Consider the following 13,773-nt stretch of genomic DNA (forward strand, 5'->3'; position numbering starts at 1 on the left):
GCCCTGGCGCTATGCCGCCAGCAGTTGTCGCAGCACGTAGGGCAGGATGCCGCCGTGCTTGTAATACTCGACCTCGATGGGGGTGTCGATGCGCAGCAAGACCGCGACCTTGCGTACCTTGCCGTTGGCGCGACGGATAACCAGGGTGGCATCCTGCTGTGGCCGGATGCCGTTTTCAAGTCCGGTAATGTCGAAGGTCTCGCTGCCGTCGATCTGCAACGACTGCACGCTGTCCTGATCCTTGAACTGCAGCGGCAGTACCCCCATGCCGACCAGGTTGCTGCGGTGGATGCGCTCGAAGCTGCGTGCAATCACGGCCTTGACGCCCAGCAACTGGGTGCCCTTGGCCGCCCAGTCACGCGAAGAGCCGGTGCCGTATTCCTCGCCACCGAAGACGACGGTGGAAATGCCCTTGGCCTGGTAGCGCATGGCAGCGTCATAGATAGACATCTGCTCGCCATCTGGCTGGTACAGCGTGTCGCCACCCTCGAAGCGGGTGCCGTCGGGGCGTGCCGGGATCATCAGGTTCTTGATGCGGACATTGGCAAACGTGCCGCGCATCATGACCTCATGATTGCCGCGACGCGAACCGTAGCTGTTGAAATCAGCGCGCATGACGCCGTTTTCCATCAGCCACTTGCCTGCCGGCGAAGTTTCCTTGATGCTGCCGGCCGGCGAGATATGGTCGGTCGTGACCGAGTCGCCGAAGATGCCGAGCGCCCGTGCCCCGGTGACGGCCGGCATGGCGGCCGGCGTCATGGAAAATGCCTGGAAGAAGGGCGGTTCGGCGATATAGGTCGACGCAGGCCAGGTGTAGGTCTGTCCGGTCACGCCCTTGATCTTTTCCCAGAGCGGCCCCGGCTTGCTGCGCACCTGGGCATAGTTTTCCCGGAAGGCGGACGGGTTGAGCGCATACTGCACCAGTGCCTGGATCTCATGGGAGGTCGGCCAGATATCGCCCAGCCAGACATCGCCGTGCTTGCCGCGCCCGACCGGCTCGGTCATCAGGTCGCGCGTTACGCTGCCGGCCAGGGCATAGGCCACGACCAGGGGTGGCGAAGCCAGGAAATTGGCCTTGAGGTTGGGATGGATACGCGCTTCGAAATTACGGTTGCCCGAGAGAACGGCGGCGCAGACCAGATCGTTTTCGAGGATGGCCTGGTTGATCTCGGGGTCCAGGTCGCCGGCATTGCCGATGCAGGTGGTGCAGCCGTAGGCCGCCACGTTGAAGCCGAGTTTGTCCAGATAGGGCAGCAGACCGGTTTTTTCGAGGTATTCGGTCACGATGCGCGAACCAGGGGCCAGCGAGGTCTTGATGTGTTTTGGCACCTTGAGCCCGGCTTCAACGGCTTTCTTGGCCAGCAGTCCGGCGGCCAGCATCACGCTCGGGTTCGACGTGTTGGTACAGGAAGTAATGGCGGCGATGAGAACATCCCCATTGCGGATCGGTACACCATGCGTGGTGCTGTAGGTATGATCCAGCCGGTCTGCCTGCTGCGCAAAGCCGTTTTCGGCGACCGGTCGGGAGAACAGATCGGTGAAGGTCTGCTTGGCGTTGCCGATCTCGATCCGGTCCTGTGGGCGCTTGGGGCCGGCCAGGGAGGGTGCGATGCTGCCCAGATCGAGGGTCAGCAGCGTGGTGTAGTCGATGTCGCGGGCACGCGGCACGCCATACATCTTCTGCGCTTTGAAGTAGGCCTGGAAGGCGGCGATTTCCTCGGCAGTCCGGCCTGTGCCTTCGAAGTACTCGATGGTACGGTCATCGACCGGGAAAAAGCCCATCGTGGCACCGTACTCGGGGGCCATGTTGGCAATGGTGGCCCGATCGGTCACCGACAGGCTGGAGGTGCCCGGCCCGCAGAATTCCACGAATTTGCCGACGACCTTGTGCTTGCGCAGCATTTCGGTGATGGTCAGCACCAGATCGGTGGCGGTGACGCCTTCGCGCAGCTTGCCCTTGAGTTCGACACCGACCACATCGGGCGTCAGGAAGTAGACGGGTTGCCCCAGCATGCCGGCCTCGGCCTCGATGCCGCCGACGCCCCAGCCGACCACGCCAATGCCGTTGATCATGGTGGTGTGGCTGTCGGTACCGACCAGGGTGTCGGGATAGTAGATGCCGTCAGGGCTGCGATGCACACCGCGCGCCAGGTATTCGAGGTTGACCTGGTGCACGATGCCGAAGCCGGGCGGCACGACCTTGAACGTGTCGAAGGCCTGCATGCCCCATTTCATGAAGCGGTAGCGCTCTTCATTGCGCTTGAATTCCAGCTTCATGTTGAGGTCGAGGGCGTTTTTCTGGCGGTAATAGTCGATCATGACCGAGTGGTCCACCACCAAGTCGACGGGTACCAGAGGTTCAATCAACTGAGGATCGCGACCCATGGATTTGGCAACCGAGCGCATGGCGGCGATATCGGCCAGCAGCGGCACGCCGGTGAAGTCCTGCAGTACCACGCGCGCCACCACGAAAGGGATTTCCGCTTCACGGTGCGCACAGGGCTGCCAGCCGGCCAGCTCGCGCACATGTGCTTCGGTGATTTTCTGGCCGTCGCAATTGCGCAGTACGGATTCCAGCACCAGCCGAATCGAGACAGGCAGGCGCTGCACGTCTATACCGAGTGTCTTGCCCAGCGCCGGCAATGAATGGTAGCGACAGGAGGTGTCTCCCAGCTTGAAGGTCTTGAGCGTTTTGAAGCTGTCGTTGTTCATCTCGGACTCCATGTGTGGGTGGCTGTCGTGGCAGACATCCGGATGCCGGGTCCGGGTTGCCGCAAGCATGCACAACAGTGTGCCAGAGTCCGGCCTGATTGCCTAGAAAGGGGCAGCCCTGTGGCGGCCATGCAGGCACGAGATCGGTGTCAGGCAGGGAAATAGGCAGGTTACACTTCCGATCACGATGACTTTTCCCGTATACATACGCGCGTTCCGTGCCGATGATGCGCCTGCGCTGGAGCAGTACCATGCACCCTAGGATCAGGGCATTCCTCGACGCACGGGGATTGGTGTCCGTCATGAACCGGACCAAATGGACCGAATTGGCCGAAGGGCTGGACAGGATCGGCCAGAATGGCCCACTGGCGTCCGTTCGCTATCTTGACCCGGATGTGCGCAGCGGCAAATGTCATATTGACTGGCCGGAGTTCATCAGGCAGGGGCCCGAGTGGTACGAGTGGCTGGATGTGCATGCCATCGAAGAAATCCATCGTGGCCGCCTGGTGCCGCCTGCCCTGATTGATCATGAAAAAGCGATCGAAGCCTGCCTGCAGGCCGTGGGTGTTCCATACAGTCGAGTTGGGCAGGATTTCCGGGTGTGGGGGTATGTTGATAGCCGGCAGCCTCCTGTATATGTGTCACGCTCCAAATGAACAAGCAAAATATTTCTGAGTCGAATGTGTCCCAGCCTGCGAGCAGCCGGTTGCAGATCGAACGCAGGTCGATTCCCTATGTCATCAATGGGAAGTCAAATACATGCGAGCAGTCCGAATTCATCGTGGATGGGCAGCCTCTGTCCACCGTGCTCGGTTTTGCCGGCAGCCGGCCCTGGTTCGGCATGACTTTTCTGGATTCCGTAAAGACTGCCAGGGAAAACCAGCTACAGGGTTTTCTTGGCCTTTGCGTGCCGTTCAACCAGTTTGGTTCCGGGCGCTTTGTACTGTATCGCTGCCATTGCGGCAGTGACTACTGCGGTGTGATTTCCTGCGAACTGAACGTCGAAGGTGACCGCGTGTGCTGGCGTGACATCCGTTATGAAACAGACCCTGAAGAGGCTGAAGACACGGACGACGATGACGACCGGATCTCCCATGTCATATCTGACCTGTATTTCGATCTGGCGCAATATCGGGCGTCTGTGAATGATTTCATTGCGGCGCTCGATTCAGGTGACGGGGCCTCGACTACCTGAATGGCTGCCATGCCTGGGAAGATAAATTCGAAATCAGCGTGTGGATATTATGGCGCATAGAGAAATAATTTTGATGAGGCATGGCCGCCCTGATCTGTCCTCATCACAAAAAATCCCGGCTCGTGAGATGCAAGACTGGATGGCACAATATGACTGTGCCGAGATTGTTGACGAGCAGGCTCCTGATGCCTGCATGACGCTGGCTGCCTCAGCCCGTGTCATTGTGTCGAGCAGCGCGCCCAGGGCGCGTTCTTCCCTGCAGGTGTTGGGGGTTGAGCCCGATATCGTGGATGATGTTTTCTGCGAAGCGCAATTGCCTCATACGCACTGGCATCATCCACGCCTGTCCCCATTTACGTGGGCATTTATTTTTCGGATGCTCTGGCTATGTGGTTTTTCTGGTGCGGCCGAAAGTGTCCGTTGCGCAAAACGGCGAGCACATACGGCGGCACAACGGCTTCAGGATTTATCCGGTGCAGGTCGTGTTTTCCTGGCCGGGCACGGTGTCATGAATCGCCTGATCGCCAGGCACCTGGAAGCAGACGGGTGGGCGTGCCACGCCCGGAGCGGACGCGGATACTGGAGTGTCATGGTCTATCGGTGTGTGCCTGGGTAACCTGTGCGGGAAAGCCTCTTGAAACTGATGTCGTGAGCTTTAGATACGGTTGCCCAATTCTTCCCGCACCTGCATCAGGGCAAAGCCCAGCAGGTTGAGGCCGCGCCAAAGCATGGGATTGCCGGCATGCGTATCGTCCTGGGCCATGCCGATGCCCCAGATGCGGTCCACCGGGCTGGCTTCGACCAGGATGCGGGAACCTGTCTGCCTCAGGTAGTCGCCCAGGTCCTTGTTCTGGCTGAACTTGGCCTGATTGGCCCGGACCACGATATTGAATCGCTGGGCCAGCCAGGTCGCATCGTCAAAGCCGCGTACCTGCCGCCCCAGGGCCTTGGCGGCACCGGGGTTGGAGGCCTGGAGGATCTTGGCGTGGTTTTCGTGGTCGCCAAAGAGGCGGGCTTTCTCGGCCATCATGAAATGTTCGGCGCTGGCGTAGCGATGTCCGTCCACGACGAACGGTGCACCGTACCATTGGCTGAAGCAACTGGCTGTGATGCCTGACTTGGCCTGCTGGTGCCCCCAGAAGAACACATATTTGAGTTTTTCGCCTGCATTGAAGCGCTTGCGCAATGCCTGCAGAAATTGGGTGTCGTCGATACCGGCAACGGTTTCAGGTCGGTGCGTCATGGTTTGCCTGAATGGATAAAAGCGGCAGTATGCATGATTTGCATGCACTGGGCCAATCAGGTCGCCGCATGTAAACGACTCCAGCCGATCAGCAGGATGCCGGCCACGATCGCCCAGACCACTGTGGCACCGATCAGCGTGGCGGGCAGGCTGTAGCGTACGCTGCCGTAATACACCGCCAGCAGATAGGCAGCATAGGGGGCCAGTGACCACAGCCCGAAAAGCGCCGTGGCCTGCAGGTCTGCTGCAGCACGCGAGGTGCCCACGATGAAGTGGGCGATCAGGGCAAAGGTCGGAAACAGCGGCACCAGGCCGGCGATGAAGAAGCTGCGAGATTTGGACAGCAGGGCAATGACGAACACCGTCAAGGCACCGAGCAGCATTTTGAGAAACAGGGAAACCATGGCAAAGGGAGGGTGACGGTCAGGAAACGCAAGAAAACCGTATTCTGGCAGGGTGAAAACAGCAACGCTCCTGGATCGTGAGAAACCAGGAGCGTTGCGCGTGGCGAAACCGGTGTTGCGCGACTGTGAAGTCACGCAACCCGGGTGCCGGGGATCAGGCGCTGACGGTGTCTGCCACGTCCTTGTAGTCTTCGATTTTGTCGAAGTTCAGGTACTGGTAGATCTTGTCGCCGTTCTCGTTGATCACACCGATATCGGCCATGTACTCTTCCTTGGTCGGAATGCGGCCCAGGCGCGAGCAGATGGCAGCCAGTTCGGCCGAACCCAGATATACGTTGGTGTTCTTGCCGAGACGGTTGGGGAAGTTGCGGGTGCTGGTCGACATCACCGTGGCACCTTCGCGCACCTGTGCCTGGTTACCCATGCAGAGTGAGCAGCCCGGCATTTCGGTACGCGCACCTGCCGTGCCGAACACGCCGTAGTGGCCTTCCTCGGTCAGTTGCTGGGCATCCATCTTGGTCGGCGGGGCGACCCACAGCTTGACCGGGATGTCACGCTTGCCTTCGAGCAGCTTGGAGGCGGCACGGAAGTGACCGATGTTGGTCATGCAACTGCCGATGAACACTTCGTCGATCTTGGCACCTGCCACGTCAGACAGCGTTTTGACGTCGTCGGGGTCATTGGGGCAGGCGACGATGGGCTCGTGTACGTCGGCCAGGTCGATGTCGATCACGGCGGCGTACTCGGCGTCTGCATCCGGCTCCAGCAGCTTGGGATCAGCCAGCCAGGCTTCCATGGCGGCGATGCGGCGGCGCAGGCTGCGCTCGTCCTGATAGCCGTTGGCGATCATCCACTTCAGCATCACGATGTTGCTGTTGAGGTATTCGATGATCGGATCCTTGTTCAGGCGCACCGTGCAACCGGCAGCCGAACGCTCGGCGGAGGCGTCGGACAGTTCGAATGCCTGTTCCACCTTGAGGTCGGGCAGACCTTCGATTTCCAGGATGCGACCGGAGAAGATGTTCTTCTTGCCTTGCTTGGCAACGGTCAGCAGGTCTTGCTTGATGGCGTACAGCGGAATGGCGTTGACCAGATCGCGCAGTGTGACGCCCGGCTGCAACTTGCCTTTGAAGCGGACCAGCACGGATTCGGGCATGTCCAGCGGCATTACGCCGGTGGCAGCGGCAAAGGCCACCAGGCCGGAACCGGCCGGGAAGCTGATGCCGATCGGGAACCGGGTGTGCGAGTCACCGCCGGTACCGACGGTATCCGGCAGCAGCATGCGGTTGAGCCACGAGTGGATCACGCCATCGCCCGGACGCAGCGAAATGCCGCCGCGCGTGCTGATGAAGGCCGGCAGCGTGTGGTGGGTCTTGACGTCGACAGGCTTGGGATAGGCGGCGGTGTGGCAGAACGACTGCATCACCAGGTCGGCCGAAAAGCCCAGGCAGGCCAGATCCTTGAGTTCGTCACGGGTCATCGGGCCGGTGGTGTCCTGACTGCCAACCGAGGTCATCTTGGGTTCGCAGTAGGTGCCCGGACGGATGCCCTTGCCTTCGGGCAGGCCACAGGCACGGCCCACCATCTTTTGTGCCAGCGTGTAGCCCTTGCCGGTGTCGGCAGGGTTTTGCGGCAGGCGGAACAGTTCGGAAGGTGCCAGGCCCAGCACTTCACGTGCCTTGGCGGTCAGGCCGCGGCCGATGATCAGCGGAATGCGACCGCCGGCGCGCACTTCGTCGAACAGCACATCGGACTTGACCTTGAATTCGGCGATGATTTCGCCGTTTTTGATGGCCTTGCCTTCATAGGGGCGCAGTTCGACCACGTCGCCCATTTCCATCTGCGACACATCGAGTTCGATCGGCAGGGCACCGGCATCTTCCATGGTGTTGTAGAAGATCGGGGCAATCTTGCTGCCCAGGCACACGCCGCCAAAACGCTTGTTCGGCACGAAGGGGATGTCGTCGCCGGTGAACCACAGCACCGAGTTGGTGGCTGACTTGCGCGAGGAGCCGGTACCGACCACATCGCCCACGTAGGCGACCAGATGGCCTTTTTCCTTGAGCGATTCGATGAACTTGACCGGGCCGCGCTTGCCGTCTTCTTCAGGCTGGAAGGCTGCGCCATCGCGCTTGTTCTTGAGCATGGCCAGCGCGTGCATCGGGATGTCCGGGCGCGTGGTGGCATCGGGTGCGGGCGACAGATCGTCGGTATTGGTTTCGCCAGGGACCTTGAAAACGGTGATGGTCAGGCTTTCCGGCACTTCGGGACGGCTGGTGAACCACTCTGCATCGGCCCAGCTCTGCAGTACGGCACGGGCGTTGGCATTGCCCTTGTCGGCCTTTTCCTTGACGTCGTGGAAGGCATCGAACACCAGCAGGGTCTTCTTGAGGCCCTCGGCCGCAGCGGTACCGACTTCGGCGTCATCCAGCAGTTCGATCAGCGGGGCAACGTTGTAGCCGCCCAGCATGGTGCCGAGCAGTTCGACCGCGTGCTTGCGGCTGATCAGTGCACACGGCTCCTTGCCGAGTGCGATGGCTGCCAGATAGGAGGCCTTGACCTTGGCGGCGTCATCCACACCGGCCGGCACGCGGTGCGTCAGCAGGTCGAGCAGGAAGTCGGCTTCGCCTGCCGGAGGCGACTTGATCAGTTCGATCAGATCAGCCGTCTGCTGGGCAGAAAGGGGCAGGGGAGGAATACCAAGCGCGGCGCGTTCGGCGGCATGTTGACGATAGGCTTCTAGCATGGCGGCCTGTATATGAAAAGTGAGTGGGGAAAATCCGGGTCCGGGCATCGGCACGCCAATGCATGACCCCTGGCGGCATTGTAGAACGAAGCCTGCAGACTGGCAATACTCTTATATAAGACATAAGATGCGTTGCGGCTTTGCAGCATGGTTTTTGTCTGCTGGGCGGATAAACAGGGCTTTGCGATAAAATCGCACCATGAATACGCACGTCGCAGACAAGGAATTCCTGCTCGCCGGTGCCGCCGAGGCTGCCGCGCTGCTCAAGGCCGTGGGCAATCCCCATCGCCTGCTTGTCCTGTGCCTGCTCATCGAACGCGAGGAAATGAGCGTCGGTGCGCTGCTTGAGCATGTCGACCTCAGTCAGTCGGCGCTGTCGCAGCATCTGGCGCGAATGCGCGAGGAAGGCATGGTGGCCTATCGTCGCGAAGCACAAACGCTCTATTACCGCATTGCCGATCCGCGCATCGAGCGCCTGATCGCCACACTCAAAGATATTTTCTGCCCCTGATGGGGCCCAACCGGATATTGCCCATGATTCTCAGCATGACTGCCTTCGGCAGCGGCACCGCACGGCACGACGATACGCAGCTCACCATTGAGCTGCGGGGCGTCAACAGCCGTTTTCTCGATCTCCATTTCAAGTTGCCGGACGAATACCGTCATACGGAAAGCCGCCTGCGCGAGTTGCTGTCGGCGCGTTTGCTGCGCGGCAAGGTCGAGATACGACTGGCCAGCCAGGGTGCTCGCAGTGATGCTGCCCGTATTCCCGATATGGCTGCGCTGGAGGCCTTGGCCCGCCAGTTGGCGCAGGTGCGCAGCATTCTTCCGGATACGCCCGCGCCTCGCCTGCAGGAGGTACTACAGTGGCTGGGTGGACAGGCCGAGCAAGCCGATCCTGGCGAGCGTGAGCAGGCACAACTGGCATTGACCCTGGAGGCTGCCGAAACCGCGCTGTCCCAATTCGTGCAGGCCCGCGAACGTGAGGGCGCACGCCTGGCAGAGGTGGTCATGGGGTGCGCAGATACGATTGCCACGATTCTCGATGGGCTGGAGCCGCAATTGCCGGGTATTCAGGATGATTACCGCCAGAAACTCCAGGCGCGCCTGCAGGAATCGGTGGCGCAGGCATTTCCGGGGGGCTTTGCCCATATCGGCGGCCAGGAGCTGTCGGAGCGTCTGGCGAGCGAGGCCAATCTGTTTGCCTTGCGCATCGATGTTGCGGAAGAAATCGCCCGCTTGCGTTCACATCTGGCTGAACTGCGTCACCTGTTGCAGCATGGTGCATCCGAGGATGCGCGTGGCAAGCGTACCAGTGCAGGCAAGCGACTGGATTTCCTGTTTCAGGAAATGAATCGGGAAGCCAATACGCTGGGTTCCAAATCGGGTGCGCTGATCATGACCCGTGCTGCGATGGATCTCAAGCTGCAGATCGAGCAGATGCGCGAGCAGGCTGCAAATTTTGAATGACCGCATGGATACCCATGCAACCAGGATATTGCCATGAATGACTCGACTTCCCATGTCCGTGCCCACGGGCGTCGCCCTGATGCGTTGCGCGATCTGTCGCTGGAGCGCGGCTTTACCTGCCACGCCGAAGGGGCGGTGTTGATCCGTATGGGCCAGACGCATGTACTGTGCACGGCCAGCGTGCTCGACAAGGTGCCGCCTTTTCTCAAGGGCAAGGGGCAGGGCTGGGTGACGGCTGAGTACGGCATGCTGCCGCGGGCGACCCATACGCGGGGAGACCGTGAGGCAGCCAAGGGCAAGCAAAGTGGCCGAACCCAGGAAATCCAACGCCTGATTGGTCGCAGCTTGCGTGCGGTGTTCGACTTGCAGAAGCTTGGCGAGCGCACACTGCATCTCGATTGTGATGTGCTGCAGGCCGATGGCGGCACCCGCTGTGCCTCGATTACCGGTGCCTGGCTGGCGGCCGCGGATGCCGTGGATCTGCTGTTGCGGCGCGGTGATCTGGCCGAATCTCCGATCATTGACCAGGTAGCGGCCGTATCGGTGGGGCTGTATCGCGGTGCACCGCTGCTGGATCTTGACTATATAGAGGATTCGGGTTGCGAGGCCGATGTCAATGTGGTGATGACGGGCCAGGGCAATCTGGTCGAGGTGCAGGGCACGGCTGAAGGCCGAGCCTTTTCTCGCCAGGAACTGGATGGACTGCTGGATCTGGCCCAGGGCGGCATTGCGCAACTGGTGACGCAGCAACGGGCGCATCTACGACCTTTTGGCGGTTGATCTTCGGGGGCAAGCGGGCATAATGTCCCTGTCGGCTGCAGTGTTCCTGTGGCCAGATCACCACCAAGGAGGAGACTATGACAATCGTGAAAAGCGATGGCGGTATCGTCGACGCCTGCGCAGAACAGGCTGCACTGCTGTCTAAGCGGGCACACAAGGAAGCCCTGTCGGGGGCTGCGCTGGATGCCGAAGTGGCGGCACTGCTGGATGGATTCCGGCGGCAGATTAGCCGCAGCGGCAGTGATGTCGAGCCCGAAGATGTGACCCGGAAACTGGCAACCCGCCTGCGGCTCTATGCAGATACGCTTTACGACGAAATGCCCGAGGCCAAGGAAGTGTTGCTGAGGCTGGCTGAGGGCGTGGAGCGCCAGGAAGCCTGAAAGGTCCGTTTTCCCCATGGGGGAGATCGAGCAACAAAAAAGGGCTTGCCATGTCGGCAAGCCCTTTTTTTTGAATATCTGGTTGCGGGGGCAGGATTTGAACCTACGACCTTCGGGTTATGAGCCCGACGAGCTGCCAGACTGCTCCACCCCGCGTCTGAATCCAAGATTCTAGCAGGCCTGTTGCGTATTCGCAAGTTGATCCGGGTGATGGCTGCGTTACCATGCGATATTTGCAACAATAAGCTTTCCATCAAGCGGGCACACTGAACCATATGGACGATAAGGATGTCATAATAGTGCTTGAGGCAGCGTTGCTGTGTGCGGCGCAACCTATGCCAAACGCCGAGCTGCGCAAGTTATTCGAAGATGGGCAGCTTGATGGCAGCAGGCTTCGCCTTCTGCTGGGGCAATTGGCCCACGAATGGAGCGAGCGCGGGCTCGAACTGGTCGAGTTGGCCGGTGGGTGGCGCTTTCAGAGCCGCGCAACGATGCGGCCCTACCTTGAACGATTGAGTACCGAGAAAGCGCCTCGCTATTCGAGGGCGGTTCTTGAGACTCTGGCAATCATTGCATGGCGACAGCCGGTGACGCGCGGGGATATCGAGGATATCCGGGGGGTTACCGTATCTTCCCAGATCATCAAGACGCTCGAGGAGCGGGGGTGGATCGATACCATTGGGCATCGTGATGCGCCAGGACGGCCAGCCCTGCTGGCAACCACGCGGCAGTTTCTCGACGATCTCGGCTTGCGTGCGCTGGATGAGTTGCCCATGCTGGAACAGCAGGATACGGCGGGGCTGCTTGGTGAGATGATGGCCCGGCAGGCCGTGGATGATGCCGAGCGGGATGCGATCGAACCTGATCGGCTTGCTGTTGCGGCAGATCCGCAGATCGTGCCTGTCGAGGGTGCGCTGGCCGACGCAGCGGATACTGTGACTCGCAAGGAAGGCGAGTCGAAATAATAATTCTTGAAATCACGAAGTTGGAGTGTCAGTGGCGACTACAGAAGAAGCACTGTTGCAGACTCGGGCGGATGTATCCGCCTCCACGCCTGCGGGCGAAACCGCGGGCGGCAAGGGCAAGGGACGCAAGTTGAGAACGCCATTTCGGCGTCGTCGTGCCGATGCTGCCGAACAGCAGCCTGTCGGCGATGTTCCGCCGCGCGCCGAGGGTGGCGTGACGGAAGAGGGTGGAAATCCTCGCAAGGCGGCTGGTGGCCGCAAGCGCCAGGGGGCACCCAGGACGCAAAAGGCGCAAGACAGCCAGGGATCGGCACCGTCCACCGGGCGCGGCAAGCGTCAGGCGGCAGGTTCTCGCAAGCGTGCTGACAAGCCTGCGGCGACTGAGGCGCAGCAAGTGGCGGTAGTCATCGATCCCGAAGCGGAGCGCGAGGCTGAGGCGGCGCTGGCTTATCTGGATCAGGCTGACTCACTGCCCAAACGTCTGGGTAAATACCTTGAGCATGATTCAATCATGCCCAAGCTTCACAAGGTGCTGGCCGAGGCCGGCATCGGTTCTCGGCGTGAGATGGAAGAGCTGATCGTGGCGGGCCGGGTGTCTGTCAATGGCGAGCCTGCTCATATTGGTCAGCGCGTGGGTCCCAAGGATCAGGTGCGCGTCAATGGTCGACCGGTGGCGCGCCAGGTATCCAAGCGCAAGCATCGCGTGATCCTCTATCACAAGCCGGCAGGCGAGATCGTCAGCCACGATGATCCTGCTGGCCGCGCCAGTGTGTTTGCGCGCCTGCCCAAGCTGCGCACCGGCAAATGGCTGTCTGTCGGTCGGCTTGATCTCAATACGGAAGGCCTGCTGATCCTGACGACGTCTGGTGATTTGGCCAATCGTCTGATGCATCCGCGCTATGGTGCCGAACGCGAATATGCGGTACGGGTGCTGGGCGAACTGGGGGATGAGCAGCGCAAGGCACTGGTCGAGGGGGTTCAGCTCGAGGATGGCATGGCTGCATTTGGCTCTCTCGAATACCTGGGGGGGGAAGGCAGCAACCGCTGGTATCGCGTTACCCTTAATGAGGGCCGCAATCGCGAAGTTCGCCGCATGTTCGAAGCGGCAGGCGTCACGGTCAGTCGACTTATTCGCACCCGTTTTGGTGAGGTTGTCCTGCCCCGCAATCTGCGTCGTGGTCGCTGGGATGAGTTGAATGAAGATCTGGCGGCAGCGCTGATGGTGCAGCTTGGTTTGTTGGGCGATGATGACGATGGCGAACGTGTGCGCAAACAGCCCAGGTCGCACGACAGCGCCTTGCCGCCGGGGTTTGGCACGATGGAGCGCAATGGGCTGAATGGTGCGCGCGTGAGCCGCAAGGGCAAGTTGCAGGGCGGTGGCGGTGCGGCATTCAGTTGCCCGTCCGATCCGTTCGGCACGGGTTCGTTCCTGACCGGGGGCTATGCCAATGGTCATCCCCTGGAGCGTGAGTCCAAGGGCAGCAAGCCTGCGGGTGGTGCGCGCAAAGGGCGCAGCAAGCCGCAATCCGGTGCGGCAACAGCGACAGGCAATAATGCACGTCCTGCAGCCAAGACTGGCGGCAAGGCTGCCAGGAGTGGCGGCGGCAAGCAGGGGCGTCAAGGTCAGGGCGATGCGCCCAAGACCTCGGGTCAGCAGCGTCCTGCGCGACGCAAGAAGGGCGGTCAGGGAGATGACTGGCAGCCGCGTGGCGCGGCTGCACACGAGTCCCGCCTGGGCGTGATTGGCCGTAGCCGCTGACGATTGTTTCTGTTAAAATAAACGGTTTTGATGGGCTAGGGTTCTTGTGCCTGCGCTTTGTGGGCGCAGTATGTCCGCTTTCTTGCGGATAGATCCCGGCCCGGATGGTCAGCTTGTTG

At 60.8% G+C, this 13,773-nt stretch carries 11 protein-coding genes, 1 tRNA gene and 1 pseudogene; 8 read left to right on the forward strand and 5 right to left on the reverse strand.

The genetic code is table 11. The annotated features are described in order from the left end of the window. Window positions 1-9: 9 nt before the first annotated feature. Window positions 10-2,712, reverse strand: coding sequence for an aconitate hydratase AcnA (gene acnA / locus DD235_RS03590; protein WP_109060645.1), 2,703 nt, complete (start codon window positions 2,710-2,712; stop codon window positions 10-12). Window positions 2,713-2,963: 251 nt separating this feature from the next. Here acnA and DD235_RS03595 point away from each other — a divergent pair, with 251 nt between their 5' ends. Both DD235_RS03595 and DD235_RS03600 read left to right on the forward strand, forming a co-directional pair. Next, window positions 2,964-3,368 carry a DUF6678 family protein gene (locus DD235_RS03595; protein WP_143858071.1) on the forward strand — a complete coding sequence of 135 codons (405 nt, stop codon included), beginning with the start codon at window positions 2,964-2,966 and terminating at the stop codon, window positions 3,366-3,368. Next, on the forward strand, window positions 3,365-3,907 hold the full coding sequence (locus DD235_RS03600) for a hypothetical protein (RefSeq protein WP_109060647.1): 543 nt from the start codon (window positions 3,365-3,367) through the stop codon (window positions 3,905-3,907). The genes DD235_RS03595 and DD235_RS03600 overlap by 4 nt, the downstream gene beginning before the upstream one ends. Window positions 3,908-4,562: 655 nt before the next feature. Here DD235_RS03600 and DD235_RS03610 read toward each other — a convergent pair. The 3 genes from DD235_RS03610 to acnB all read right to left on the reverse strand — a co-directional run bounded on the left by DD235_RS03610 (window position 4,563) and on the right by acnB (window position 8,300). After that, entirely contained in the window at window positions 4,563-5,150 is a 588-nt protein-coding gene (locus DD235_RS03610) for an NADAR family protein (RefSeq protein ID WP_109060649.1), read from the reverse strand. 56 nt (window positions 5,151-5,206) lie between these two features. Continuing rightward, complete coding sequence (locus tag DD235_RS03615) at window positions 5,207-5,554, reverse strand: GlpM family protein (protein WP_109060650.1); 348 nt, start codon at window positions 5,552-5,554, stop codon at window positions 5,207-5,209. 154 nt (window positions 5,555-5,708) lie between these two features. Further along, window positions 5,709-8,300: a bifunctional aconitate hydratase 2/2-methylisocitrate dehydratase gene (gene acnB / locus DD235_RS03620; RefSeq protein ID WP_109060651.1), complete on the reverse strand. Its 2,592-nt coding sequence runs from the start codon at window positions 8,298-8,300 to the stop codon at window positions 5,709-5,711. A 199-nt stretch (window positions 8,301-8,499) separates the two neighbouring features. Here acnB and DD235_RS03625 point away from each other — a divergent pair, with 199 nt between their 5' ends. From DD235_RS03625 to DD235_RS03640, 4 genes are all read left to right on the forward strand, one after another. After that, window positions 8,500-8,811: an ArsR/SmtB family transcription factor gene (locus DD235_RS03625; protein WP_109060652.1), complete on the forward strand. Its 312-nt coding sequence runs from the start codon at window positions 8,500-8,502 to the stop codon at window positions 8,809-8,811. A 23-nt stretch (window positions 8,812-8,834) separates the two neighbouring features. Next, the gene (locus DD235_RS03630) at window positions 8,835-9,770 is read left to right on the forward strand and encodes a YicC/YloC family endoribonuclease (RefSeq protein ID WP_109060653.1); all 936 of its coding nucleotides are present in this window, start codon (window positions 8,835-8,837) and stop codon (window positions 9,768-9,770) included. A gap of 33 nt (window positions 9,771-9,803) precedes the next feature. After that, window positions 9,804-10,550, forward strand: coding sequence for a ribonuclease PH (gene rph, locus DD235_RS03635; protein ID WP_109060654.1), 747 nt, complete (start codon window positions 9,804-9,806; stop codon window positions 10,548-10,550). Between the two features lie 77 nt (window positions 10,551-10,627). Further along, window positions 10,628-10,930 (forward strand): hypothetical protein, encoded by a 303-nt coding sequence (locus DD235_RS03640; protein WP_109060655.1) that lies wholly within the window; start codon window positions 10,628-10,630, stop codon window positions 10,928-10,930. Between the two features lie 79 nt (window positions 10,931-11,009). On the opposite strand, the gene DD235_RS03645 is transcribed toward DD235_RS03640, so the two are convergent. After that, a tRNA-Met gene (locus tag DD235_RS03645) sits at window positions 11,010-11,086 on the reverse strand. A 119-nt stretch (window positions 11,087-11,205) separates the two neighbouring features. Between DD235_RS03645 and scpB the strand changes: the two are divergent. Next, window positions 11,206-11,874, forward strand: a pseudogene (gene scpB / locus DD235_RS03650) (SMC-Scp complex subunit ScpB); the annotation flags it as partial. Between the two features lie 52 nt (window positions 11,875-11,926). Beyond that, complete coding sequence (locus DD235_RS03655) at window positions 11,927-13,654, forward strand: pseudouridine synthase (RefSeq protein WP_239990015.1); 1,728 nt, start codon at window positions 11,927-11,929, stop codon at window positions 13,652-13,654. The last annotated feature ends 119 nt before the right edge of the window (window positions 13,655-13,773 follow it).

The organism is Corticimicrobacter populi, from assembly GCF_003123725.1.
Classification (GTDB): Bacteria; Pseudomonadota; Gammaproteobacteria; order Burkholderiales; family Burkholderiaceae_B; genus Corticimicrobacter; species Corticimicrobacter populi.

Bases quoted from the DNA above. Each gene is read 5' to 3' on its own strand.
- DD235_RS03610 (WP_109060649.1), bottom strand. From the start codon at position 5,150: ATGACGCACCGACCTGAAACCGTTGCCGGTATCGACGACACCCAATTT.
- DD235_RS03595 (WP_143858071.1), top strand. From the start codon at position 2,964: ATGCACCCTAGGATCAGGGCATTCCTCGACGCACGGGGATTGGTGTCC.
- DD235_RS03625 (WP_109060652.1), top strand. From the start codon at position 8,500: ATGAATACGCACGTCGCAGACAAGGAATTCCTGCTCGCCGGTGCCGCC.
- DD235_RS03600 (WP_109060647.1), top strand. From the start codon at position 3,365: ATGAACAAGCAAAATATTTCTGAGTCGAATGTGTCCCAGCCTGCGAGC.
- rph (WP_109060654.1), top strand. From the start codon at position 9,804: ATGAATGACTCGACTTCCCATGTCCGTGCCCACGGGCGTCGCCCTGAT.
- DD235_RS03640 (WP_109060655.1), top strand. From the start codon at position 10,628: ATGACAATCGTGAAAAGCGATGGCGGTATCGTCGACGCCTGCGCAGAA.
- acnA (WP_109060645.1), bottom strand. From the start codon at position 2,712: ATGAACAACGACAGCTTCAAAACGCTCAAGACCTTCAAGCTGGGAGAC.
- DD235_RS03615 (WP_109060650.1), bottom strand. From the start codon at position 5,554: ATGGTTTCCCTGTTTCTCAAAATGCTGCTCGGTGCCTTGACGGTGTTC.
- acnB (WP_109060651.1), bottom strand. From the start codon at position 8,300: ATGCTAGAAGCCTATCGTCAACATGCCGCCGAACGCGCCGCGCTTGGT.
- DD235_RS03630 (WP_109060653.1), top strand. From the start codon at position 8,835: ATGATTCTCAGCATGACTGCCTTCGGCAGCGGCACCGCACGGCACGAC.